Genomic DNA, 24707 nt, shown 5'->3' with positions numbered 1-24707 from the left:
CTCGCTGCTTTAATCACGCCGCGCTCAACACCGGGTCACGAGGCCCGGCGCACCCGATAGACCAAACGCGCAAAAGGACCCGCTGGCCTCGCCTCGGCCAGTTCCAGCCGGTCGCTGCCAATGTTCCTCGGCAACAATGGTGCCCCGCCGGCCAAGGCCGCGGGCGCGATGGTCAGGGCCAGGGTATCGATCGCATCGATATCGAGGAATTGGCCGAGCAGTTCTCCCCCGCCGAGCACCCAGATGTTCTTCTCTCCTGCCGCGCCGCGGATCTGGGGCAGCACCCCGGCAACCGGGCCATTGACCAGGCGCACGTCGGCACCTTCGGGGATGGGCAGCTCGCGCGAGGTGAACACATAGGTGGTGATCCCCGGGTAGTAATCCTGCCACTTGTGCGGGTTCTCGATGAACCGTTCATGCTCGAGCAGCCACAAGTAGGTGGAGGCGCCTTCCACGTGGACGCCGACGTTGCGGGGCAGCAGATCCGGGTCGGGCTCGTGCGCTCCGGGAACTTCGAAAAGCCACTGCAGGCTCTGGTTTTCATCGGCCAGATAGCCGTTCAGCGTGACGGCCGCGTCGAAAATGATCTCGCTCATGGGCTTGAGTCTGCCACAGCTGCGTGCTCGGCGCCGGCGTTCCTGCTGCGGAGCAATTCCAGGGCATCGGCACTAGAACTGCCCGGCTCTGGCAGATAGCTGGTGATGGTCAGCCCAGAGGAGGACTGCACCGCGAGAACCTCGTAGCAGATCGCCATCTTCCCCGCCACAGGGTGGACGATGCGCTAGATGCCACTAATGTGCAGGAATTGAAGTCCGCGGCAGTTGCATCAAGACTGAAAAAGCACGGGCCCGCCCACCGGAATTCGGTGGCACGGACCCGTGCTTTTCGCTGTGCAGGGTTTACCAGCCGCGCTCCGAAAGGCGGTGAGGCACTGGCACGTCGGCGACGTTGATGCCGACCATGGCTTCGCCCAGGCCGCGGGAGATCTTGGCCAGTTCGTCCGGGTTGTCGAAGAAGGTGGTGGCCTTCACGATGGCTTCGGCGCGCTGCACCGGGTTGCCGGACTTGAAGATGCCCGAGCCGACGAACACGCCGTCTGCGCCCAGCTGCATCATCATCGCAGCGTCGGCCGGGGTGGCAATGCCGCCCGCGGTGAACAGCACCACTGGCAGCTTGCCGGTGTGCGCGATTTCCTTGACCAGCTCGTATGGTGCTTGCAATTCCTTGGCGGCAACGTACAGCTCGTCTTCTGGAAGGGCAGCGAGCTTGGCGATCTCGGCGCGGATCTTGCGCATGTGCCCGGTGGCGTTCGAGACATCGCCGGTGCCCGCTTCGCCCTTGGAGCGGATCATCGCAGCACCTTCATTGATGCGGCGCAGGGCTTCGCCCAGGTTGGTGGCACCGCAGACGAATGGCACGGTGAATGGCCACTTGTCGATGTGGTTCTCGTAGTCAGCTGGGGAGAGCACCTCGGACTCGTCGATGTAGTCCACACCCAGGGACTGCAGGATCTGCGCCTCGACGAAGTGGCCGATGCGGGCCTTGGCCATGACCGGGATGGAGACCTCGTTAATGATGCCATCGATCATGTCCGGGTCGCTCATGCGCGATACGCCGCCCTGGGCACGAATATCGGCAGGAACACGCTCCAGAGCCATGACTGCAACGGCACCGGCATCTTCAGCGATGCGGGCCTGCTCGGGAGTGACCACATCCATGATGACGCCGCCCTTGAGCATTTCGGCCATTCCGCGCTTGACGCGATCCGAACCGACGACGGAGTTCTGAGTGTTAGACATGGGAGAGCTGATTCCTTTCGGCAAAGCAAAACTGCCACCAGAATTCCCGGCCTGTGTTGCTACAGAGCCGATCGGCGGCGGAAAGTACTCAATAATCGTAGGATCTGCCCACTTTATTACCGCGGGTGTGTCGTAACATTGTTACGATAGTAGACTTCTCCACTAATTAGCGTCTACGGCGTAACATTCCGAACTTTGCATTGCGCCTTATCAGCAAGCGTTTTTGTGAAACATGGGTGCGCCGGGCCAATCCCCCGCCAAGGGACACAAAGGCGGTTCATGGAGCCCGATGCGCGCGCGAAGCACAGCACTGTTGCGGCTTCAGTGCGATGCCCGTCCTCAATACCTAGGCGCCCAGGACATCCCGGCGGTTGAACCGGGCCATGCCGGCCGCCGCAAGCACCAGCGATATCAGCACGAGCACCACCAGCGGGGTCCAGCTCAATTCCTCGGCCGGGACGCGCGCGATGGCGCCGAAGGGGGTCAAGCGGATGGCATCTTGCGACAGCGAGAACAGCCCGCCGAACATGGCCGCCATCACCGAGAGCCCATAGACGGACCAGGTGATCGCTGTGGTGAGGCGCGGAAGGAAACCGAAGGCCAGCAGCTGCAGGCCCAGCATCGACAGCACTGCCGGCCAGAACGCGAGGCAGGCACCGGCCAGCTGCCCCGGATCCCCCGCTCCTTGGGAGGATGCCCCGGTCAGGGCCCCGGCAAGCAGCAGCATCAGCCCCGAGCCAAGCACCGCTATCAGCAGGTGGGCGCCGAGCCACCAGCCGCGGGACAATGCCCCGGCAAGCTGCTGCTCGAGCCGGCCGCTCTCCTCCTCGCTGCGCGCTGCACCCAGGCACTGGATGGCAAAGGCTGCGGCCAGCAAAGCATTGAACGCCACGAAGATGCCAAGCACCCCGTCGAGCATGCTGTGCCCGGTGCCGACAAAATTGCGGGCGAAGGGGTTCTCGGGATCCAGCAGCGTGCCCATGGAGCGTGCGACAGAGCCGAAGAACAGCCCGGACACCGCGGCGCCGATGAACCAGCCGATCAGCGAAGATCGCTGCAGGCGCAGCGCCAGTCCCAGCGCCGTCGTGGTGAAGGGGCCGGCAGAGGCTGCTGACCGGCGTTCGGGCAAAATGCCCGAGCCCAAATCCCGCGAGCTGTCGATGCGCAGCGCCACGAGGCAACCGGCAGCGCCCAGGAAGGCCAAGGCCATCAGCGGCCACCAGTTGTCCTCGCCGTAGGCGCGCATGTTCTGCGCCCAGCCAATGGGCGAGAACCAGCTCAGCGCGCTGGGGGCCATGCCCTCGGCCTGCAGATCGGCTCCCGCGCGGATGAAGTAGAACAGGCCGATCAGTGCCACTGCCAGCGAGTTCGCTCCGCGGCTGGTCGAGGCGAGCTGGCCGCAGATGGCCGCCAATCCGATGAAGGCCAGGCCGGTGCCGGCGATCGAGGCACCCATGATCCAGCTGCCGGCCGCCGGCAGCGCAACCGACAGGCACAGCAGGCTGATGAGCAACCCGGTCAGCAGGCACAGGCCTGCGGCGACCAGATAGTTCGCTGTCGGGTAGGCGTGGCGCCCCAGTGCCGTGGCGCGCAGCAATTCGGTGCGCCCTGCCTCCTCATCGGCGCGGCCATTGCGGGTGACCAGGAAGAGCACGGCGAAGGCCAAAGCCACAGCAAGCGTCATCCAGATCTTGATAACCAGGATGCCTCCCAGTGATCCTGCCGCATAGGGCAGGCCGGTCATGGCAGCCACGGCCGGGGTGTTGGCCACCTGGGCATAGGCATCGCGCGCTTGCTGGGTGGGGAAAGCCTGCTGCTGGGAGTCGTAGACAATCGGAATCATCGACGCCAGCACCAATGCCCAGAGGCCCAGGCGCAGCCAATTGCGGCGAAGGATGAACCATGCGGCTATCCCGACGCCGGCCAGCGTGCTGGTGCCGCGGGCCGAGGTGGCCGGTTGTCCCAGGTGTTCTGCCGCTGCATGGCGCCCATGGGCGGTGCCCGTAGTCATCGCAGCCCACCGCCCCGGGCAGCCACCGGTGCTGGCACCTGGTCCGAGTAGTGGCGCAGGAACAGGTCCTCCAGAGATGGCGGGGTGCTGACCAGGTTGCGCGGCGAATACTGCGCCAAGGCCGCAAGAACACCGGGCAGCCGCTCCGGGTCGACGCTGAAGCTCGCGGTGGTGCCCGAGAGCTTGAAATCCTCGATGCCCTCGACCGCCGCAAGGCTGGCCGCGGCGCCGGAGACCTCAACGGTGACTTCGGTGCGCTGCAGGTGGCGCAGGTCGGAGAGGCGGCCGGCCTCAACGGTCTGCCCGTCGCGGATGATGGTCACGGTATCGCAGAGCTTTTCCACTTCGGCGAAGATATGGCTGGAGAGCAGCACGCTGCGCCCCTCGGCGGCGGCTTCGCGGATGCAGGAGGTGAAGACCTGCTCCATCAGCGGATCCAGCCCCGAAGTCGGCTCATCGAGCAGCAGCAGTTCTGCCCGCGAGGACAGCGCGGCGATCAGGGCGACCTTCTGGCGGTTGCCCTTGGAATAGCTGCGGGCCTTCTTGGAGGGATCAAGGGCGAAGCGCTCAAGCAGCTGGCTGCGGCGTTGTTCATCGACCTGCCCGTGCAGCTTTGACAGGATGCTGATCGCCTGTCCCCCGGTGAGGTTGGGCCAGAGGTTCACCTCGCCCGGGACATAGGCCACGCGGCGGTGCAGGGCGACCGCATCGGCCCAGGGGTCGGCGCCGAGCATCCGGGCTGTTCCCCCGTCGGCCTTCAGCAATCCCAGCAGGATGCGGATGGTCGTGGATTTTCCCGCGCCGTTGGGCCCCAGGAACCCGGCAACCTGGCCGGTGTCCACTCGCAGGTCCAACCCTGACAGGGCGGCGGTGCGCCCGAAATTCTTGTGCAGTCCGCTCACTTCAATGGCCTGCTTGGTGGTGGCCATGGCGTGCTCCTTACCGGGGTTCGGCAGTTCCCGCGGATCCCGCGGGCGGGACGTCGGCTGCGCCGGAGGCCAGGTACTCGTTGAGGTAGGCCGGGTCGGTGAACAGCCCTTCGGAATAGAGTTCCAGTGTTGGCAGGGCAACTTGCGCATAGTATTCCTGCATCACGGTGGCGAAGTCTTCTGGATCCCGCGGCGGGTTCAGCGCGAAGTGCAATACCAGCGCACCCAGGGATTGCAGGACCAGAAAGCGTGCCCGCGCCGGCTCATTGCGGCTGGGGACGATCAGCCCGCGCGAAACGGCCCGATCCAATAAGACGAGCGCCTCTTCGACCAGCTGGCCGGTGAACTGCGTCCCCGCCTGCGCGCCCTCGCGCACCGAGCGCAGAATGTACAGAATCAGCACCCCGCCCTCTCTGGAGCTGGGCAGGTTGCTGAACACCTGCTGGGGACTGGCCGCCAGGGAATCCTCCTTCATGCGGCGGTAGCGCTCGAGCACCGTGGCGTCGCATTCTGCCCGCAGCGCCTGCTTGGACCCGAAGTGGTGTCGCACCAGTCCCGCGGTGACGTTGGCACGCGTGGCGATCGCCCGCAGGGATACATCAAATCCCTGCGCGGCGAAGGCCTCGATGGCCGCATCGCGCAACCTGGCCCGGCCTGTCAGATCCTGCTCAGCTGTACTCACGTATAGGAGGCTACGCCTGTGTATAGCGGTTGGCAATGGGTATTTTTGGGCCAGTTCCACCGTCCCGGTTCCGCGTTCGCCGACCCGTTCAGCTTCCCGCCCCAGCTGTCAGGATCGACAGCGACAATCCGGCGCTGAGCAGCTGTTCCTTGATATCTCCCTTCATCGTGAGCTCTGGAATCGCGCCGGCAAAGTGCCACCGGTGATGCTCTGCTTGCGCCCGGAGGTTCTGCAGATTCCTGCAATGCAGGGCCGTGGGATGATCGGGGAAGCTGCCCAGCAGCAGGGTTCCGCGGCTGAAGCCCCGATTAACCGCCGCTTCAAGGGTCAGGGCCGTATGGTTCAAGGTTCCCAAATCCGGGCGGGTGACCACCACGAGGCGGGCATCCACCGCACTGGCAAGATCCGCGATATTCGCGCCTTCCGGGCCCAGGGTGACCAGCAGTCCCCCGGCGCCCTCGACCAGGACCGTGTCATATTCTGCGGCGAGCCTGCGAATCCGTTCGCAATGCTCATCGAGCCCGGGAAGCGCCTGGACCGCGCCCTGGCCCCCGGCCACCAGCGCAGCATCCACCGGGGCCATGGGCTCGCGCAGCCGCACCCCTTCTGCTGTGCTCAACCGCCCTGGGCAATCCAGCCATGCTGCAATGTTCCGCACATCGCCGGGTTCGCTGCCCTCCACTCCGGTTTGCGTTGGCTTGTAGATGGCCACGGCGCGTCCTTGGGCCAGCTCCCGGGCTGCCAGGGCCGCCGTTGCGACGGTTTTTCCCACATCGGTGCCGGTCCCTGAAATGACATGGATCATGCGCTGGCGCTCCCGGTTTTCCTGCTCCGGGTGATGACCGCTTCCGGTGCCTGGAATGAAATGAGGTAGCGCCAGCGGGGGCTCGAATCGCTGAGCTCGATGCCAGGCAGCGCCGCTGCGGCCTGGTGAACCACCACCCCGGTTTCCATCCGGGCAAGGCCCGCGCCGAGGCAGCGATGCAGCCCCTGCCCGAAGACCAGGGAATCGTCGCCCGAGGCGGCCGCGTCCCCGCCGGAGAGGCGAAGCAGCAGCTCGTCCCCGGCAGCGAACCTGCGGCCGGAAAGGGAAATATCGCGCAGCGCGATCCGGCGCCAGGTGGGCACGGAGGATGCCCGCAACAGCACCTCGTGCACCACGCGTTCGCTGGCTGCAACTCCGCCGTCCGCCGCGGCGCAGCTGGACCAGTGCCCGTCGCGCATGGCGGTGAACAGGGCACTTTGGATGAGCATGGCGGTGGTCTCCTGGCCGGCGATCCCCAGGAAATAGGCCAGCGAGACGATGCGGGCGCGATCCACTCCGGCGTGGTGCAGGGCGGAATAGAGGTTGCCGTCATCGCGGGCTGTGGCCTCATCGACGGAACTGCGAAGCCACGCATGGTACGCAACCGCGCTGTGCGCCAGCTCCTGCTGCCGCTGGGCTTCGGGCCAGCCCCAGAACAATTCCAGCGAGTCCTTGCTCCAGGCTTTGAGCTGGTCGAGGGGTGGCAGCGGTGTTCCGGTCATCCGCGCCATCACTTCTGGCGGGATGACGGCGGCGAGTTCGCTGGCGAGGTCCAGTTCTTCACCCAGCTGATAGCGGCCGCGCAGGTTCAGGCACAGTTCGCGGGTGCGCTGGGCGATGAACTCGCGCTGCGCAGCAACCTTTGCGGGGCTGAAGAACCCGGCAACCACCTTCCTGACGGCACGGTGCCCGGCCCCGGAGGCGCTGGCCAGCACCGGCGGCAGGGCAAAGCGTCCACGGGCAAGGATGCGCAGCGTGGCAGGTTCCAGGTCCACCGCCGCCTGCAGGGCGTTGGCAGGAGTGAATTCCTCGGCATGGCGCAGGATCTCGCGGACCAGTTGAGGATCCTCGATGCTTCGATAGCGTTCGCTGATCCGCGCCGGGAGCACCTTCTCCAGCGGCTGGGCCAGCGGGGCCGTGCTGGTGGCCGAAGGCTCGGATGCCAGAGGCGTTCGGGCGAAAGGGCAGTTCATGATTCCACGTCGCTAATGGTTCGGGCCACAACCTTCAGGGCTGCGGCAAGCTCGGCAGGGTCTTGCTGTGCGTGGGCGGCCAGGCGCAGGCGCGAGATTCCATCGGGAACACTCGGCGGCCTGAAACAGGTAACTGCGATGCCGTGTTCGCGCAGCAGCGTTGCGGCCAAGAGGGCCTGCTGCGGGGATTTCATGCGCACCGATTGCACCGCGCCGGCGGCCTGCTCAACCCGGCCAGCCAGGTTCTCTTCGGCGTTCAGCACGCGCCGGATCATCAGGGCGTTGGCTGCGAGGCCTGCGATTCTTTCCCCGGTGGCCAGCTCCAGCGCCGCATGGGCGGCCGCCGCGGCGGCCGGGGCCAGGGCCGTGTCGAAGATGAAGGTGCGGGCGGTATTGAGCAGGTGCTCGCGCCACAATTCGGCCCGGCTGCCGCCGAAGAGCACCGCTCCGCCCTGGGCCCCGAGCGCCTTGGACAGGGTGCCGGTGACCAGGACGTTCTCCGCCTGGGCCAGCCCGGCAGCGTTCACGGCCGAACCGGCCGGCACGGTGGCCAGCGAGTGCGCCTCGTCAATGAGCAACAGAGCGTTGTACTGCGCGCACAATTCGGCCAACTGTTGCAGCGGGGCGGCATCGCCGAGCACCGAGTACACCGACTCCACCACCACAACCACCCGCGGCTTCGGGGCGGGCGATTGGGCATTGGCGTGCAATTTGGCGCGCGCGTCATCGAGGTTGTTGTGTTCGAAGCGTGCAGTGCCCGCCCCGGAAAGCCTGGCCCCGTCGATCAGGCTCGCATGGGCGTGGGCATCGAGCAGCATCAGGCTGCCCGGGCCGCCCAAGGCGCCCAGCAGGCCCAGGTTCGCGCAATATCCGCTGGAGAAGACCAGTGCCTGGCTCCGGCCGGTGTACCGGCTGAGTTCCGCCTCCAGCTCCCGGTGGATCTGCCAGGTTCCGCTGGCAACGCGGCTGGCCGTGGCGCCGGTTCCGAGACAGTTGAGCGCGCTGATCGCCGCCTGGCGCACCCGCGGATGCAAACTGAGCCCCAGGTAGTCGTTGGACGCCAGATCGAACAGTGCGTGGCGCGAGTTGTCGCTGCGCTGCATGCCCCTGGCGGTGCGCACTGCGGACCGGGTGCGCAGCCAGGCATCCCAGCTCGCGGTGGTGGCAAGTGTTGTCATCTCAGCCTCCGTAGACCTGGTCGATGGCTCCGCACAGCGCGTCGCCCAGTTGCTGCAGCTGGCCGTCGGTGCACACGTAGGGAGGCATGACGTACACCAGGTCCCTGAAGGGCCGGACCCAGGCGCCGCGTTCGACCGCGGCGGCAGCCAGCGCTGCGACCTGGACGGGCTGGTGCAGCTGGATCACCCCGACCCCGCCCAGCACGCGCACCGCTTTGACCGGCGGCAGGGTGCGTGCCGGCGCCAGCGAGCCGCGCAGCCCGCGTTCCAACCGCGCCACCTGCGATTGCCAGGGTGCTGGCCGCTCCGGCGCACCGGAGCCGAAATCCGCGGCCGGGCCGGCTCCGGTGAGCAGGTCCAGCGAGGCGATGGCGATCGCGCAAGCCAGCGGATTGCCCATGAACGTCGGGCCGTGCAGCAACGCCGACGCACCGCGCGCGGCGGCCAGCGTCTGGGCCACGCGCGCCGAGCAAAGCATGGCGGCCAGCGACAGGTAGCCGCCGGTCAGCGCCTTGCCCACGCACATGATGTCCGGTTCCACCTGGGCATGCTGCACCGCAAACAGCCTTCCGGTGCGCCCGAACCCCGTGGCGATCTCGTCGGCGATCAGCAGCAGGCCGTGTTCATCGGCAATCTCGCGCAACACCGCAATGGCCTGCGGCGGGTAGATGAACATGCCGCCGGCGCCCTGCAGGACCGGTTCGACAATGATGCCCGCCAGTTCATGCGCATGGGCCGCCGCGATGCCCCGTGCCCCGGAGGCCCACGCGTCGAATTCCCCTTGGTCATAGATCCAGTTGCCGTCCGCCGCGTGCTCGGCGGCAGGCGGACGCGGCAGGAATAGCTGCTCGCTGCACAGCGGCGCGAAGGCCGAGTGCATGCCGTCGACCGGGTCGCAGACGCTCATCGCGGCAAAGGTGTCCCCGTGGTAGCCTCCGCGCAGCGCCAGGAAGCGCTGGCGTCCACGGGCTCCGCAGGCCTCCTGGTACTGCAAAGCGAGCTTCAATGCCACCTCGACGCTGATGGATCCGGAGTCGGCCAGGAACACGTGGCGCAAATTCTGCGGGGCAATGGCCACGAGCCGTTCGGCCAGCTCGATCGCCGGTTCGTGGGTCAGGCCCCCGAACATGACGTGGCTGAATTTCTCGATCTGCGCGTGCGCCGCGGCGTCCAGGACCGGATTGCGGTAGCCGTGCACCATCGACCACCAGGAAGCCATGCCGTCCACGACCCGGTGCTCGGTGCCGGAGCGATCGTGCAGCAGGAGTTCTGCACCCTGCGCGCCCTTTACCGCGTAGTGCGCTCCCGCGTCCACGGGCGCATAGGGGTGCCAGAGCAGCCCCGCATCCCTGTCCAGCAGGTTTTCGGCCAGGGTTTTCACGCGTTGGGCCCTTCCATGGTGCCAGCTCCGCGGCGGCGCAGCACTGGTTCGCGCCCGGCGGCGGCCCCGCAGCCTGCCGACCCTGATTGAGCCGGTGCGCATCCGGTTCCGCAGCCGGAGCCACAGCCGCCGGCGCGTTCTTCTGCGGCGGGGGCCGGAGGTGCAGCATGAGCGGCGTCCTGCAAGCGGCGGGCCACCTCGGATGGGCTGGAGGACTCTTGCCCCAGGACGACAAAGCCCGCGTCGGCAATCATCTGCAGGTCCTTGGCCGCGCCCTGGCCTTCGCTGGTGAGATAGTCGCCTAGGAAAATCGAGTTGGCGGCTTCCAGTGCGATGGACTGCAATGAGCGCAGGTGCATCTCGCGGCCGCCGGCAATGCGCAGCTCCTTGTCCGGGCAGGCCATGCGCACCAGTGCGAGGATGCGCAGGCAGGCCATTGGGGTCAGCAGCCAGGTGCCCTGCATCGGGGTGCCGTCGAAGGGCATGAGGAAGTTGACCGGGATGGATTCGGAGCCCAGATCGCGCAGCGCGAAGATCGCTTCTACCAGCTGCTCGGGTGTTTCCCCCAGGCCCACGATGAGCCCGGAACAGGAGGAGAGTCCCGCGGACTGGGCCTGTTCCACCGTCTTGACCCGATCCTGGTAGCTGTGCGAGGTGCAGATCTCGGGGTAGAGGGATTCTGAGGTGTTCAGGTTGTGGTTGTAGGCGTCGGCCCCGGCGTCCTTGAGCCTGGCGGCCTGGCCGTCCTTGAGGATGCCCAGGCAGGCGCAGACCTCGACCTGCGGGTGTTCGTCCTTGAGCTGTTCGACCATCGTGGCCACCCGGTCCACATCGCGGTCGGTGGGCCCCTTGCCGGAAGCGACCATGCAGACCCGCGAGGCGCCGCCGGCAATGCCGAATCCGGCCTGGGCCACCGCTTCATCGGGTTTGAGCCAGGTGTATTTGAGGATCTCAGCGGTGGATCCAAGGCGCTGCGAGCAGTAGGTGCAGTCTTCGGGGCAGAGGCCGGACTTGAGGTTGACCAGGTAGTTGACCTTGACGGTGTTCCCGAAGTGCTGGCGGCGCAGGATTCCGGCAGCGCAGATCAATGGCATCGTGGCGGAATCCGGTGTTGCGAGAATGCCCAGGGCCTCGGATTCGGTGATGCGGTGTCCGGCGAGGATCTTTTCTGCGAGCTGTCCGGGATCCAGTCGGCTCTCCCCCGGCGCTGGGGCAGTATTTGCGATGTTCAAGTTCATGGGGTGCCTTTCTAGCCGGTACACCGTGAGCCAGTCCGGGCTTGCGGATTTTCCCCGGACCCGAACGACTCTTGAACGGTGTTCAAGTTCTATTGAATACACACCCTACACCCTGATCAGCATGTTCTTGAACACTGTTCAGCGATGTGTCATGGAGCTCGTGCATCAACCGGCGTTCCCAGCGCCACGGCACCACTTGCCTTCCTCCTGGTTCCGGGCAGCAAAAAGCGCGTTGCCGGCCAGAATGATTCTGGCCAGCAACGCGCTCATTGATCTTTGGGTCCGCCAGATCAGGCGGTGCGATTAAGGCAGGTTCGCCTCACTGGTTCCAGGCTGCGGCAATTGCGTCGCGCACCTCGGACAGCGTCTGGGGAATAGCCTTGGTTTGCGCGATGATCGGGAAGAAATTCCCGTCCCCGCTCCAGCGTGGCACCACATGCTGATGCAGGTGGGCAGCGATGCCAGCTCCCCCGGCTTCGCCCTGGTTCATGCCCAGATTGAAGCCCGAGGGATTGGACACCTTGCGCAGCACCCGCATGGAATGCTGGGCCAGGGCCGCCATTTCCGCCGTTTCCTCCACCGTGATGTCGGTGTAGTTCGGCACATGGCGGTACGGGCAGATCAGCAGGTGGCCCGGGTTGTACGGGAAGAGGTTCAGGATCACGAAGCAGGTTTCCCCGCGATGCACGATCAGCGCCTCTTCATCCGTGCGCTGCGGACCGGCGCAGAACGGGCAGCTGGCCTCGTCCTTGACCTGGTCCTGCCCGCCCTTGATGTAGGCCATGCGATAGGGAGTCCACAGCCGCTGGAACGAATCCGGCACTCCGGCGAGTTCAAAGTCGTCGGTGACGGACTGGTCTGCTTGCTCCTGCATGCTCAATGGACTCCCTATCCCCTGCTAGTTGCTGTTATCGCGGCTCTTGATGGCTTCAACGATGCGGGCTACCGCCTCGTCGACAGGAACCTGGTTTTCCTGGCTGCCATCGCGGAAGCGGAAGGACACGGCATTCGCATCGGCATCCTCGCCACCGGCGATGAGCACAAACGGAATCTTGTCCTTGGACGCGTTGCGGATCTTCTTCGGGAAGCGATCCGAGGAGTCATCCAGTTCCACACGGACACCCTGCGCCTTGAGCGTCGCGACAACCTCGGAGAGGTAGTCGTTGAAGGCCTCAGCCACCGGAATGGCGCGAACCTGCACCGGCGAGAGCCAGGCCGGGAAAGCGCCTGCGTAGTGCTCGGTGAGCACGCCCAGGAAGCGTTCGATCGAGCCGAACTTGGCGGCGTGGATCATCACCGGTTCCTGACGGGAGCCGTCGGCTGCCTGGTACTCCAGACCGAAGCGAGCAGGCTGGTTGAAGTCATACTGCACGGTGCCCATCTGCCAGGTGCGGCCGATGGCATCCTTGGCCTGAACCGAGATCTTCGGACCGTAGAAGGCCGCGCCGCCCGGATCGGCCACCAGCTCGACGCCGGATTCGGTGGCAACGCGCTCGAGGACCTCGGTGGCTTCTTCCCACTGCTCGTCCGAGCCGATGAACTTATCCGACTCTGGATCGCGGGTGGACAGCTCCAGGTAGAAGTCGTCCATGCCGAAGTCCTTGAGCAGGGAGAGCATGAAGTTCAGCAGGTGCTCGACTTCGGCCGGTGCCTGCTCCTTGGTGACGTAGGAGTGCGAGTCGTCCTGGGCGAAACCGCGCACGCGGGTCAGGCCGTGGACCACGCCGGACTTCTCGTAGCGGTAGACGTGGCCGAACTCGAACAAGCGCAGCGGCAGTTCGCGGTAGCTGCGTCCGCGGCCGCGGAAGATCAGGTTGTGCATCGGGCAGTTCATGGCCTTCAGCCGGTATTCCTGGCCCTGCTTGGTGATGTTGCCATCTTCATCGCGCTCTTCATCGATGTGCAGCGCCGGGAACATGGTGTCCGCGTAGTACGGCAGGTGGCCCGAGGTGTGGAACAGCCCGTCCTTGGAGATGTGCGGGGTACCCACGTACTGGAAGCCTTCTTCCACGTGGCGGTCGCGCACGTAGTCTTCCATCTCGCGCTTGATGATGCCGCCCTTGGGGTGGAACACCGGCAGGCCCGAGCCCAGCTCATCCGGGAAGGAGAAGAGATCCAGCTCGGCGCCGAGCTTGCGGTGGTCGCGGCGCTCGGCCTCGGCCAGGCGCTCCTGGTAGGCCTTGAGGTCTTCCTTGGTCGGCCAGGCGGTGCCGTAGATGCGCTGCAGCTGCTTGTTCTTCTCGCTGCCCAGCCAGTAGGCGGCGGCTGAACGGGTCAGCGCGAACGCGTTCTTGATCAGCTTGGTGTTCGGCAGGTGCGGGCCGCGGCACAAATCCTTCCACACGATGTCCCCGGACTTGCGGTCGACATTGTCGTAGATGGTGGTTTCGCCGGCGGCCACCTCAACGGTGACGCCCTCGCCCGAGGTGTCCGCGGAGTCGGCCTTGGCCAGCAGCTCGCACTTGTAGGGCTCGTTGGCCATTTCGGCCTTGGCTTCTTCCGGCGATACCTCGCGGCGCGCAAAGAGCTGGTTCTGGTTGACGATCTTGAGCATCATCTTTTCCAGCTGCTTCAGATCTTCGGGGGTGAACGGCTCGGCGACGTCGAAGTCGAAGTAGAAACCGTCGGTGATGTACGGGCCAATGCCCAGCTTGGCATCGGGGCGCAGCTGCTGCACAGCTTGGGCCATCACGTGGGCAGTCGAGTGACGCAGCACCTCCAACCCTTCTGGGTCGGTGATGGTGACACGGGTGACGGTGCTACCGGCTTCCAGTTCGCGGGCCAGGTCGCGCAATACGCCGTCGACGTGCATAACAACCACGTCTTTCTGCTCGGCGTAGTGCTGCAGACCGGTTGTTCCCGCGTCCACCTGTACCTGCTCGCCATCGATGGTGAGAGTCAGCTGCTCGCTCATGAGATCGGGTTCTACCTTTCAATCTGGGATGGCTTCATAGCTTGTGGCATACCTTGGCCACAGCCAGCCAGAATCCAGTTTAGTTCAGCACCCCGCCCGAGCGCGCGTTCACTTCGGGTTTTGCGATGATTGCTGGCCCGCATGTGACTCGTTCAACAGCGATTCGGCATTGAGCAAGGTCATCACGTGCCAGATTTCGCGGTCCCCGGCCGGCTGGGAGCTGTGGACCTTGCCTTCCTCCAGGTCCTTCCGGAACGCCGGGATGACCTTTTCCAAGCGGCGGATCAGCTCGCGCATTTCATCCATGGTGAGCATCAGGTCGCTGGTCATCATACGTGCCTTGGCCTCGCCGGCCTCTTCGCCGGAGTAGTGGCGTCCACCGTGGACCATGGCGGCATGCAGGCGCCGCTGCTCGTCATTGATGACCTGCCCGAGATAGGCGCCCATGGCCATGCCGGATGGATCGTCTTCCCGCTCCCCCACCTCGCCGGTGGTGTACGCAACGGCAGCCGACTTCCAAACCCGGTCGCGCTTGTCCCGTGCGAGCTCCGGGACCTCGACGATCATCTCGGCCTTGGCTAATTCGCGCAGGTGGAAGCTGATCTTGTTCGCCGGCATGTCCAGCACCTGTGCCATGTCCGCCGCGCGGGCCGATCCCATGGCCGATAGCGTATTGAGAATCTGCCGGCGCAGCGGGTTGGCAATCGCCTTAAGCATCGGCGTAGTGAACGTGACTAGCGACTCGTTATTGCTCATGTGCACAGCTTAGCAATCCCCCAAATAAAGTTGCGCAAATTCTATTGCGCAACTTTATTTGCGGACTTACAGTGGATTCCATGACCACGACCCAGCCCAGCGGCCGCCCAGAGACCGCGGCGATTGATGCAAGCCCATTGCCCCCGTTGCGTGCGCAGAAAAATTACCGCAGGTGGTTGATGGCGGACTCCTCGGCGCTGCTTTCGGGCGGCATCTATGGGTTCATCTTCCCCTTGATGCTGCTGGCAGCCACCGGCTCGCCGGTGCTGGCCGGATCCTTGGCTGCGCTGGGGATGGCAGCCAGGGCCAGCGTCATATTGGCCGGCGGCGCCATGGCGGACCGCACCGACAAGGCCCGGATGATCGTGATCGGGAGCTTGTGCGGCGCAGCGGTGACCGCGGCCTTGGCCCTGGGCATCGGCTCTGGTTCGCTGCCGGTTCCCCTGTTATGCCTCGCCCATGTCCTGATGGAATTGCGCGGCGGATACTTTGGCTCAACAACCAATGCCGCCCTCAAGGATCTGGTGCACCCGAAACAGCTCGGCCGCGCGATGGCTGCCAACCAAGGCCGCGACTCCGTGCTGATGCTCGGCTCCGCTCCCCTTGGCGGTGTATTGCTCGGATTCGGCGGCGGCATTGCCCTGCTTGCCGTCGCTGTCCTGAATCTGATCGCTGCGGCCAGCGGGTTTGCCCTGCGCCGGCCTCTGCGGGCCGCACAGCAATCCTTCCGGGATCGAGGCGAGGCCGGCACCGGCGGCGAAGAGAAAGTTGCCCACGGAATTCTGGCCGGCATGCGCTGGTGTTTTTCCCGCCCGCAACTACGAGCGCTGCTGATTTTGATTACGGTCGTCAACATCGGCGTCAACGGGCTGATGACCGCTCTGATCTATGGGCTGGAGCAGCGTTCGGAAGCTCCGTGGATCATTGGGCTGGCATCGACGTGCATGGGCGCTGGAATGCTGATCGGCTCGCTGGCGGCGACCTCGCTCATTGAAAAATTCCGCAGCGGGCTTCTGGCTTGCAATTGCCTCACTCTTCTTGGCGCCGCCATGCTCCTCATCGGGTTTAACACGAACCTGTTGTGGATGGGCTCCATGCTGTTGCTCAGTTTCCTGAGCGTCCCCGCGCTCAACGCCGCAGTCGGCGGATACTTCATGGCATGCGTCCCCCAGGACATGTCCGGGCGAGCGAATTCCTTGATTACCTTCATGGCCCTGGCCGCCTTGCCTTTGGCACCGCTGGCCACCGGGCTCGGCCTGGAGTGGGTTGGCATGGGCCCGACACTCATCTTTTTCGGAGCATTGGTTTCCTTGGCTGCCATCTTGGCCTGGCTTTCGCCACAGGTCCGAGGGATCCCTCGCCCCGGGCATTGGGTTGCTGCCGCATCTCCAGCACCGCTTGAACGCGCCAGTTCCGATGGCTCCCAGAAGTCCCCCGCCCCAGCGTCACCCACCGAATAGGAGTACCCGAAGTGATTTCCGATCCCACTGCACCCGGTGAATCCCGGCTCAAGCGATCAGCCCTCAAACGCATGTTCAGCAGCGAAAAGCGGTACCGCCATGCTTCTGCGTTGGAGCGCCAGAACAGCGACGCGGCTGCCCAAATGAGGCATCAAGCGCTGCGCAACGAGCAATGGATCTATTTATAGGGACGCAGGAAAAGTCTTGAAAGTTCCTCTAATCCATGGCTTTCATTTTCAACCGCTCCTACCCTAGGAATATGAACAAGCCGGCCCCACCCGTCATCAGCGCCATTACCCTCGGCGTGCGCGATGTCGGCGCTTCCACCAAGTTCTACACCGAGGGCCTGGGGTTTGAGCTGGTGCAGCCAGCCCACCCGGAAATCGCCTTTGTCCGCGCCGGATATGGCTTGATGCTCGCCCTCTGGGACGTGAAACAGATGCCCAGCGAGTACGGCGATGTCGGGCACGGCCCATTGGCTCCGCCGGTCTCGCTTGGGCATAACGTGCACTCGGATGCGGAAGTGGATCACCACTACCGGCGAGCGCTTGATGCGGGAGCAACGTCGATCACCGAGCCCACCGTGCAGCCTTGGGGCGGCAAGAGCGCCTGTGTGGCCGATCCGGATGGCTTCCGCTGGGATTTTGTGCATAATCCGTCGTTTGTCATTGATGCCGACGGGCATGTTTCCTCGGTTTGAGAATTGTCAGTCTTCAGCGATGTCCGTTGATGGTTTCCGTTCAGGCCAGGGTTCAGCGGTAAGCGACGGCCACTGGGATAGCCACCGTTTGGTCTTGGCTTCATACACGTTCCGGGGCGCGAGCACTGGGTTCGGGATGATCCTCCGGGCGAATAGATCTGCAAATCCGTACGGCGCATAGGTGCTGATCTGCCCATTCGCATCGCTAGTGACTGCGAAGCAGCAGGTTTTCGCTGCGAAATGATCGATGGCGTCCGTGACGCTGGCGAATGGAATAGCTGGAACCCCGAAGTGTTCTTCGTACCAAATGTGGACGCGTGCTTCATTGCGGACTTCGATTTCTGCGTCGATGTCTTTGAAGAGTTCTTTTGCACGGCGAATGACTGCATCTTCCGCCTCATAGGACGTATCTTCGTCGAAGTAGAAGAAGTCGTAGTCGCGAATCCCGTTTTGCGGGTCCTTGCCTTCCAGTACGTTCCATACCGTTTGGAATAGCGCACCTGCGGTCAGCCACCAGTCGGAGAGGCCGAGCTGCGGGGCGAGTTGGAGTATTTGCCGATTGATCGGGTTGGCTTGAACGCAGGTTAGGAAAAGTTTTTCATCGGATGTATCCACGGTCATGCCTTGCGTCGTTGGATTATGAATTTCGCTTTCCCGTCGAGGTAGCCGCGGCGATCTTGGAGCTGGCGAGCCGCTAGTCGCTCTTTGAGCTGTTGGTAGGCTGCCCTGTCTTCGGGGTTAGCTCGCAAGTGGTTTCTGAAGTTGAGGTAATAGGACCATTCGGTCTGCCCATAGGCGATGAGATGGACATTGATGAGCCTGATGTTTGTTTGGATCTCGAATCCGTACATCGTATCTGGGCGTAGGTTGCCCGCCTCTCCCCTGTAGATGAATCCGTGCTCAAGCAGCCAGCAATGCAGTTCTTCGCTATTTGCCTCGGGGACGGTTCCGATGATGATGTCCAGGATGGGTTTTGTTTTTAATCCTGGTACGGCGGTGGAACCGATGTGCTCGATTGCCTTGACACCTGCTGGCATGTCGCCGTGCAGTATCTGTTGCAATTGCGTGAAGGCTTGTTCCCATTGGGGCGAATGGTTGGCTAGGCGCACTTCGCCCCTGTGCAGTCCGAGTTCTTTGCCGGCCAGCGCATCGACGAGCTTCGGGTTGAGTTGCAGAGGTTTGTCGGCGCGTATTCTGCTGGCTGCTTCTCTGCGCTCGGTATTCATGGCTTCATCCTAGGTCAGGCTCCGCGCTGGTCCAGCCCTTCGGCTTCCATGCGCTTGGCGAGTTCTCCAAGGCTTTCGCTCTTGCGTGCTCCCTCGGCGAGTTTTGGCCGATAGCTGGGTTGCGGCCGGGTGAGCTCGTCGAGGTATCCGGCCGCAGGCAGCGTTTCTGGCTGATGCAGGTCCCAGGCGTTGAGCGCTTGCAGGGAGATGCCGCGTGGCCCGGTGCGCCGGGTGACCCCGTGGATGAGCAGCATGCGGGTGGAGAAGAGCAGCGGCCCGGTGCGTTGCTGCGTGTCGTCGAAGAAGGTGGCGTCGATGCAGCCGGTGCCGTCATCCACGGAAATGAAGACCACGCGCTTGCCTCCGCGCATGGGAGGGGTCTGTGTGGCCACGCGTACCCCGGCGACCAGCACTTCGGTTCCGTTGCGCAAGTGCAGCAGCTCGGCTGCTTGTGTCATGGGCAAGTGCGCCAGGCGTTGCCGGTAGGAGGAGATCAGGTGCTCGCTGGCGTCCAAGTGCATCAGGTCCAGTTCGGTGCGCACTACTTCGGCTGGATCCAGCTGTACTCCGTTGGCTTTGATGTGTTCGATTTTCCCGAGGTCCAGTGCCAGCTGTCCGGGTCCCGGACGGTATTTGGCCGGAAGGGAGCTATGCGCCATGGATTGGGTATGGGCGATGGTGTCGGCACGGGAGGTTCCTGCAAGCAGGGAATCGAAGACTCCGAGGGCTGCAAGATTCTGGTAGGTGCGGCGCGAGAGTCCTGCGCGAGCTCGGACATCGGCCAGGTGCTCATAGGGCTGGCCGGCAACCAGGCGTTCGACTTCGCGTTCGCTCATCTGGTGGATATCGCGGAAGGCCAGGCGGATTCCATAGCGTCCTGGGCGCAGCGAGCTGGGTGCGCGGGGCACCACTGGGAGCTTCGAAGGAGCAGATTCGAAAACTCGTTCGACTCGATAGTGCCCCGTGGAGCGGTTGATATCCAGCGGGAGGATGGGAACGCCCATTCTGCGCGCCTCGGAGACCAGCAGCCGCTTGGGATACATGCCCGGGTCGTGTTCCCAGATCCCGGCGAGGAAGGCCTCGGGGTGATGGGCTTTGAGCCAGGCCGAATGGTAGGTGGGTACGGCAAAGGCAGCCCCGTGGGCCTTGCAGAATCCAAAGGATCCAAAGCCGGATAATACTTCCCAGACTTTATCGATCACTTCGGGGGTGAAGCCGTTCTTCACCGCCTCGGTGCGCACATAGCGTTCCACTGCTGGTTCCTTCTCCGGGTTGCCCAGCAGCCGACGGTAGACATCGGCCATCCCCAGCCCGCAACCGGTGAGCACATCGAGCATGCGCAGCACCTGTTCGTGGAAGACGGTGACCCCGTGGGTTTCGGCGAGCGCGGGAATCAGCTTCGGGTGCAGGTATTGGGCCGGGGCGAATCCGTGGCGGTGTTCCAGGTAGGGCTTGACCATATTCGATTGCATGGGACCCGGGCGGAACAGGGAGATGTCAATAATCAGGTCGTTGAATTCGCGGGGCGCGAGCTTGCCGACCAGTTCGCGCTGCCCCGGGGATTCGATCTGGAAGCAGCCCAGCGTATGGGTGGAGCGGATCAATTCGAAGGTGGGTTCGTCATCCAGCGGCACCCTGGCCAGGTCGATCACTCCGGTGGCGTCGATGTAGCTGTCGTCGGCATGCCCGCCGGCGCGAGCTGCCTGCTCTTTGCTCGGGTGCAGGCGGGCGATCTCCTCGAGCGTGTAGGCGATGGCTGATTGCATGCGCACCCCGAGCACGTCGAGCTTGATCAAGCCCATCAGGTCCATGTCGTGCTTGTCGAATTGGCTCATCTGCAGCCCGATGCCCGAGGGCTGGACCGGGGTGCGGTCCAGCAGGCTCGCGTCGGAGAGGATCACCCCGCAGGGATGCATGGAGATATGCCGGGGCAGCCGGTCCAGGCGCTCGGTGGCGTCGATGAGGATATCGAGCTGGGTGTCATCGGTGATGCGCTCGGCCAAGGCGGCCAGTTCGGGCTTCTCGGTGAGCGCTTCGCGGAAGGAGGATGCGGAGAAGCGCCAGAGCTGCTTGGCGATTTCGTCAATTTGCTCTTGTTCGATGCCCAGTGCGGATCCGGCATCGCGCACTGCGCCGCGAGCCCGGTAGGCGTTCTGCATGCTCATCAGGCTCACGCGCTCCTCTCCGTAGGTGGAGAAGATCTTGCGGTAGATCTCGTGGCGGCGCGCGGATTCCACGTCGATGTCGATATCGGGCAGGGTGGTTCGGGTATCCGAAAGGAAGCGCTCGAACACCAGGTCATGGGCTAGCGGGTTCACCTGGCTGATGCCCAGCAGGTAGTTCACCAGCGAGGAGGCGCCCGAACCGCGGGCCGCAACACGCACCCCCATGTCAGTGATCAGCTTGACGGTTTCGGCAACGGTCAGGAAGTATCCGGCGAAGTCCAGCCGGTCGATCACCCCCAGCTCGAGGTCCAGCTGCTTCTCGATCAGGTTCCGGTCGGTGTCAGGCAGCAGGCGCGGGACCGCTGCGAAGACGCGTTCGGTTAGTTCCTGCTGGGCTGGGCGATAGAGTCCGATGATTTTTGCCTCGGGGATCACCGGCTTCTTCCACCCGAGGTCTGCGACGGGATCCAGTGCCGCCCACGCGGCGAGCTGCTCGGTATCGCGCAGCATCTGATGGGCCCAGATCCGCTCGGTGGCGTTGCCGATTTCGGTGGCAAGCTGCTGCATCTGCTGCGGGGTTTTCAGCCAGCCCTGCCCATTGGGCTGGCAGGAATCCAGGTTTTTCAAGCTGTGCAGGGTGCGTGCGGAGTCAATGATATCTGCGGTGACCGCCCCGTCGGGGTCCACATAGCGCACGGCATTGGTGAGCACGGACTTAATCCCCCGCTCTTGGGCGTAGCGCAGCAAGCGGGCGGCTTCGCCGAGGCTGTAGCGTGAACCATGCGCAGAGAGGTAGGTGGTGATTTCCACTCGCAGCATCTTCCCCACCCGCTTTTTCCAGTCGGCCATGAGGGTGCGTGCCTGGGCGTATTTTCCCTTGAGGATTGCCCTGGCTACATCGGACTCGCCACCGATCAGGATCATCAGGTTGCCTTCGCGGCCCAGTTCCCCAACCTGACTGGTGCTCAGTCCCGGAACGCCGTGCGCGGTGCTGTGCGCGAGGGTAATCGTTCGGCATAACGCTGCGTAGCCAGCTCCTGCGCAACCGCCTCGAGCCAGCACGGTGATTCTTGCGAGGGTTTCGCCGGCAGAGTCGAGCACCGCGAGGTTGGCGCCGAGGATGGGTGCCAGCCCTTCTGCCATGCAGGCGGCGACGTGCTTGACTGCTCCATACAGCCCGTCACGGTCAGTGAGTGCCAGCATCTGCGCACCGTGGGCTTTGGCTGCCTGGGCCAAGGCGCGCGGGTGCGACACCCCGTAGTGGGCGCTATAGGAAGAACTGACGTTCAAATGGGTGAAGCTCATTGCGGTCCTTCGAATATATGTTCCCCCGTCTGTAGCTTAGGCGCTGCGAGCCAGGGACTCATGCACACGCACCAGTCGCCAGCGTTCGGTTTGCGCGTCAAAACTGACGTCAACGCTGTGCACCTGCTGGGGTCCGCGCACCGCAACCAGTTGCAGTCGCCACATCTCATAGTCAGCGATTCCTGCGCCGATTCCGCGAGGAATCCGCAGGTTTTCGTCCCACCATTTGCGGCGCTCGAACCAGCGCTGAGGCTCGGCAGCCAGGCGGTAGTCCTGCCCCTGCCAGCTCACGCGCAAAGGCATTCCGTTCGCTGCGCGGGCAACCTCGATTGACTCGGTGAACATCCCCACGTGTGCACTCCTTACTTAGTAGAACCATCCTATTCGAACACGTGTTCGAATGACAGTTACACTAGTCAGACGCACCGACAGTTTGGGCTAGCCGGGCACCGCTTCACGAAAAGCTGCGCCGAGCGCAAAGGGAGTTCCGTTGACCTCGAAGCTGGTCGCAATTCCCATCGCCAGGCCAATGGGCCTAAGGCGCTGGCAACTATAAAAGACCACCATTGCCCCTAGTACCTTCCGGCCCTGTGACCGCCGTGAGGCATTCCGCATCAAGCAAAATAGCCAGTCCAGTTCCTCGAATCACCAAATGGAAGCAGTTCTGGAAGCAAGCCGGAGCTAGTGAGCTGGCACTCGAACTCGCCTGGGTGATCGCAGGCAAGAATGCTCAAAACACGTTGGTTGTGAGCAGCCGAGAGAGACAAACCATGGAGAAAAAGATACCTGCGGGCGGGAAAGCCGGATGAGCCCAATGGCTTAGGCGCTATCGGATCGAGCAAACGAAGGCCTGATACTCATTGCCGCGAGCTCGATAGTATGCGGTAAGCTAACCCAGCCACAGAAGAGCCAGCAACCATAAAACGGTTATTTTGTGTGTACCCATAAAAATGTTTACGTGTTGTCGTTAGGATTGGACTATGGAGACTTTCAAACGCCAAAATTATGTAGATTACCTGGTGAATGAATATGGTTACGAAGCTCGCATAACACCTTGGGGGATCTACATTGAATACCCAAATTTTGACGACAACGGGCTCGCGATCATCAAATGGAGGGTCACAGAAAAAGAGCTTGCCAGCTTGAACGGGATTAAAATGCCGCGAGGTTTTACTGGTGGCGAGCAATACGCATTCTCACGATTGATAACAGCACTTCATACTTTCACTGGTTCACGAGGAACCATGTACGGAGCAAGCCTGAGAATAGAGGCAGAAGACTAAGAATGGCTATGGCGTAAATACGCCATAGCCATTCTTGTAGTCAGTGACCCATTGAAATCTTATTATTTACCGCAGGCTCGACGCACGTTATCCGGATGAGATGTGATGAGACGAGAATTTGTGGTCGAGACTGCCGTTGTGACGCCGACTCTTTTGAAGATGCGGTCACGGGAATCTCGCAGTTCATAAACTCCACCGTAGCGGACGGTTTTATTGCTGCTCTGATATTTCTTCAGGCATGGCCAGTTTAATGCTTCATTGGTTGCCCAATCGGCAAATTCCCTCCAGTTTACCCCCAAGTACACGGCCTGGTTGTTCCAATCATTCATGTGGCCAGCTTTAATATGCCGATAGCCCCAACCTGTATTGTCGCCATTGATGACTTTGTTTGTACCGCAACGCAGATAGGCTTTACGTCCTGAGACTCCTTTGACCGCTTGCCGGTTGAAAGTCCTGACGAGTTTTTCGTTCTTATCGAAAACGCCACATGGTGACCAATACGCTGCGGGTTGCGCAACCCCTGGCTTTTGTGCAACGTTTTCAAAATAGAATCGTTCTCCACTTTTTCCTACTGCGTAGGCTGGAGTGGTCTGTGTTTCTACAAAATTTTCTGTCTCCGTCTGCGCCGCATTAGCAGGCGCGCTCACCAGTGAGCTGCCTAGTAGTAATACACCGAGAATAAGCGAAGTAGACTTTTTCAAAGAATTCCTCAATCTGTCTACTGATCGTCTTGATGAGTAGTATCTCTAAATATATCTTGAGTGAAAATAATTGAACTACCTGTTTCGGGATGTTAAATACATTTTTTAAACCCTTGGATTGGTGGAGTTGTTGATCGCACGAGTGTGTTGTGCGATCAACTGTAGAAGATGAAAGTAATAGAAGACTTTCGAGAATGCCAGTGGGCTGCTAGAGAACTGAGATTCCTGGTTAGAGGCCTTTTCAATATCGGTCGATTTCGGTTCTAGAATTCAGTTTCGTTTAGCCATTGCACGAACAGCATCATTCGTTCTGATTCTGGAGGCCTGGCAGTCGATGCAATTGGTACTCGCGCCAGGTCAGCAGAACAATCACAACATCAAAGACTGTGAGAGCCAGTAACACCCAGCTAAAGTTAACGATCAGTTCATAGGTCTGATAGAGGATGAACACTATTAGGAAGCCGATAAGCCAGGGGTAGGCCCATAACCGGTTTTTGAGCACGGCCCACACAAGCACCACTTTTACCAGCCCATGAATCAGCAAATAAAAGGCGGCAAATAGTGTCGCTGAAACATCCAGTCGTTCAGACAAGTTGACCAATGATCGAGCGATGAAGTCCTGGGGATCTTCGCTGAGCTCGTGTTGGGTTAGGACGCTAATCCATGATGCAATCTTGGCGGGTCCAGTGAATAAAAGCGCCGTTCCGCTGATCAGCTCTGCCAAGCCATTGAGTCCTTTAAGGATTAGGCCCACATAAAAGGTGCGATCAAGCAAGCGTCGGTGACGAATCTGAACCGAACGCCCGGAAGTATCCATAGACCGTCGCCCACTTTCATTCTCATCCCCTGCGAGTTTCCTCCACCGATGAGCTAACCCTACTTTCAACGGAGAGAAGAAACCGCTGTTACGTCCTGATTTGAACGTACACTACAAACTCTTCGGGGGCTCAGGTGGAGGAAGGCGGAAGGGCAAAATTCATG

General features: G+C 62.6%; 23 protein-coding genes. 3 read left to right on the top strand and 20 right to left on the bottom strand.

Annotated elements, in window-relative coordinates; all coding sequences use genetic code 11:
* Window positions 1–35 precede the first annotated feature (35 nt).
* From H6F58_RS16760 to H6F58_RS16695, 14 genes are all read right to left on the bottom strand, one after another.
* On the bottom strand, window positions 36–596 hold the full coding sequence (locus tag H6F58_RS16760) for a dihydrofolate reductase family protein (RefSeq protein ID WP_146275191.1): 561 nt from the start codon (window positions 594–596) through the stop codon (window positions 36–38).
* Window positions 593–778 (bottom strand): hypothetical protein, encoded by a 186-nt coding sequence (locus tag H6F58_RS16755; RefSeq protein ID WP_348536410.1) that lies wholly within the window; start codon window positions 776–778, stop codon window positions 593–595. Before H6F58_RS16755 ends, H6F58_RS16760 begins: the two co-directional genes overlap by 4 nt.
* Before the next feature lie 121 nt (window positions 779–899).
* Complete coding sequence (gene pdxS, locus H6F58_RS16750; protein WP_146275192.1) at window positions 900–1799, bottom strand: pyridoxal 5'-phosphate synthase lyase subunit PdxS; 900 nt, start codon at window positions 1797–1799, stop codon at window positions 900–902.
* A gap of 346 nt (window positions 1800–2145) precedes the next feature.
* A complete protein-coding gene (locus tag H6F58_RS16745; protein ID WP_195182201.1) occupies window positions 2146–3810 on the bottom strand; it encodes an ABC transporter permease in 1665 nt (554 codons plus the stop codon).
* Window positions 3807–4739, bottom strand: coding sequence for an ABC transporter ATP-binding protein (locus H6F58_RS16740; RefSeq protein WP_195182200.1), 933 nt, complete (start codon window positions 4737–4739; stop codon window positions 3807–3809). The genes H6F58_RS16745 and H6F58_RS16740 overlap by 4 nt, the downstream gene beginning before the upstream one ends.
* A gap of 10 nt (window positions 4740–4749) precedes the next feature.
* On the bottom strand, window positions 4750–5421 hold the full coding sequence (locus H6F58_RS16735) for a TetR family transcriptional regulator (protein ID WP_075972461.1): 672 nt from the start codon (window positions 5419–5421) through the stop codon (window positions 4750–4752).
* 88 nt (window positions 5422–5509) lie between these two features.
* On the bottom strand, window positions 5510–6226 hold the full coding sequence (gene bioD / locus H6F58_RS16730; protein WP_195182199.1) for a dethiobiotin synthase: 717 nt from the start codon (window positions 6224–6226) through the stop codon (window positions 5510–5512).
* The gene (locus H6F58_RS16725) at window positions 6223–7419 is read right to left on the bottom strand and encodes a cytochrome P450 (RefSeq protein WP_195182198.1); all 1197 of its coding nucleotides are present in this window, start codon (window positions 7417–7419) and stop codon (window positions 6223–6225) included. The genes bioD and H6F58_RS16725 overlap by 4 nt, the downstream gene beginning before the upstream one ends.
* Window positions 7416–8597 carry an aminotransferase class I/II-fold pyridoxal phosphate-dependent enzyme gene (locus H6F58_RS16720; protein ID WP_195182197.1) on the bottom strand — a complete coding sequence of 394 codons (1182 nt, stop codon included), beginning with the start codon at window positions 8595–8597 and terminating at the stop codon, window positions 7416–7418. Before H6F58_RS16720 ends, H6F58_RS16725 begins: the two co-directional genes overlap by 4 nt.
* A gap of 1 nt (window position 8598) precedes the next feature.
* A complete protein-coding gene (gene bioA, locus H6F58_RS16715) occupies window positions 8599–9978 on the bottom strand; it encodes an adenosylmethionine--8-amino-7-oxononanoate transaminase (protein WP_348536409.1) in 1380 nt (459 codons plus the stop codon).
* On the bottom strand, window positions 9975–11216 hold the full coding sequence (bioB, locus tag H6F58_RS16710; protein WP_195182195.1) for a biotin synthase BioB: 1242 nt from the start codon (window positions 11214–11216) through the stop codon (window positions 9975–9977). The genes bioA and bioB overlap by 4 nt, the downstream gene beginning before the upstream one ends.
* A 319-nt stretch (window positions 11217–11535) precedes the next feature.
* Complete coding sequence (locus H6F58_RS16705) at window positions 11536–12090, bottom strand: HIT domain-containing protein (RefSeq protein WP_060701712.1); 555 nt, start codon at window positions 12088–12090, stop codon at window positions 11536–11538.
* Between the two features lie 24 nt (window positions 12091–12114).
* The gene (gene thrS / locus H6F58_RS16700) at window positions 12115–14130 is read right to left on the bottom strand and encodes a threonine--tRNA ligase (RefSeq protein ID WP_060701713.1); all 2016 of its coding nucleotides are present in this window, start codon (window positions 14128–14130) and stop codon (window positions 12115–12117) included.
* A 108-nt stretch (window positions 14131–14238) separates the two neighbouring features.
* Window positions 14239–14886 (bottom strand): helix-turn-helix domain-containing protein, encoded by a 648-nt coding sequence (locus tag H6F58_RS16695; protein ID WP_084793197.1) that lies wholly within the window; start codon window positions 14884–14886, stop codon window positions 14239–14241.
* A gap of 80 nt (window positions 14887–14966) precedes the next feature.
* On the opposite strand from H6F58_RS16695, the gene H6F58_RS16690 reads away from it, so the two are divergent.
* Together H6F58_RS16690 and H6F58_RS16680 are read left to right on the top strand one after the other, a co-directional pair.
* Complete coding sequence (locus tag H6F58_RS16690; protein ID WP_195182194.1) at window positions 14967–16346, top strand: MFS transporter; 1380 nt, start codon at window positions 14967–14969, stop codon at window positions 16344–16346.
* A gap of 259 nt (window positions 16347–16605) precedes the next feature.
* Complete coding sequence (locus H6F58_RS16680) at window positions 16606–17046, top strand: VOC family protein (RefSeq protein ID WP_171920032.1); 441 nt, start codon at window positions 16606–16608, stop codon at window positions 17044–17046.
* A gap of 6 nt (window positions 17047–17052) precedes the next feature.
* Here H6F58_RS16680 and H6F58_RS16675 read toward each other — a convergent pair whose 3' ends face one another.
* From H6F58_RS16675 to H6F58_RS16660, 4 genes are read right to left on the bottom strand one after another with little or no spacing between them, the layout of a single operon-like run.
* A complete protein-coding gene (locus tag H6F58_RS16675; RefSeq protein ID WP_236995157.1) occupies window positions 17053–17661 on the bottom strand; it encodes a nucleotidyltransferase family protein in 609 nt (202 codons plus the stop codon).
* Window positions 17662–17663: 2 nt separating this feature from the next.
* The gene (locus tag H6F58_RS16670) at window positions 17664–18272 is read right to left on the bottom strand and encodes a GrpB family protein (protein ID WP_195182192.1); all 609 of its coding nucleotides are present in this window, start codon (window positions 18270–18272) and stop codon (window positions 17664–17666) included.
* A 14-nt stretch (window positions 18273–18286) separates the two neighbouring features.
* Window positions 18287–21742 (bottom strand): DNA polymerase III subunit alpha, encoded by a 3456-nt coding sequence (gene dnaE, locus H6F58_RS16665; RefSeq protein ID WP_195182191.1) that lies wholly within the window; start codon window positions 21740–21742, stop codon window positions 18287–18289.
* Between the two features lie 36 nt (window positions 21743–21778).
* Window positions 21779–22087 carry a DUF6504 family protein gene (locus H6F58_RS16660; RefSeq protein ID WP_206693780.1) on the bottom strand — a complete coding sequence of 103 codons (309 nt, stop codon included), beginning with the start codon at window positions 22085–22087 and terminating at the stop codon, window positions 21779–21781.
* A gap of 635 nt (window positions 22088–22722) precedes the next feature.
* Here H6F58_RS16660 and H6F58_RS16655 point away from each other — a divergent pair.
* A complete protein-coding gene (locus H6F58_RS16655) occupies window positions 22723–23025 on the top strand; it encodes a hypothetical protein (protein WP_146275207.1) in 303 nt (100 codons plus the stop codon).
* Between the two features lie 62 nt (window positions 23026–23087).
* Here H6F58_RS16655 and H6F58_RS16650 read toward each other — a convergent pair whose 3' ends face one another.
* Both H6F58_RS16650 and H6F58_RS16645 read right to left on the bottom strand, forming a co-directional pair.
* Complete coding sequence (locus tag H6F58_RS16650; RefSeq protein WP_195182190.1) at window positions 23088–23672, bottom strand: hypothetical protein; 585 nt, start codon at window positions 23670–23672, stop codon at window positions 23088–23090.
* Window positions 23673–24027: 355 nt separating this feature from the next.
* Window positions 24028–24543 carry a DUF2127 domain-containing protein gene (locus tag H6F58_RS16645; RefSeq protein ID WP_280521062.1) on the bottom strand — a complete coding sequence of 172 codons (516 nt, stop codon included), beginning with the start codon at window positions 24541–24543 and terminating at the stop codon, window positions 24028–24030.
* Window positions 24544–24707: the final 164 nt, after the last annotated feature.

This window comes from Glutamicibacter sp. FBE19 (assembly GCF_015524875.1).
Classification (GTDB): domain Bacteria; phylum Actinomycetota; class Actinomycetes; order Actinomycetales; family Micrococcaceae; genus Glutamicibacter; species Glutamicibacter halophytocola.
The sequence above is the reverse complement of the archived record's forward strand: the minus strand, read 5'-3'. Positions and strand labels throughout refer to the sequence as shown.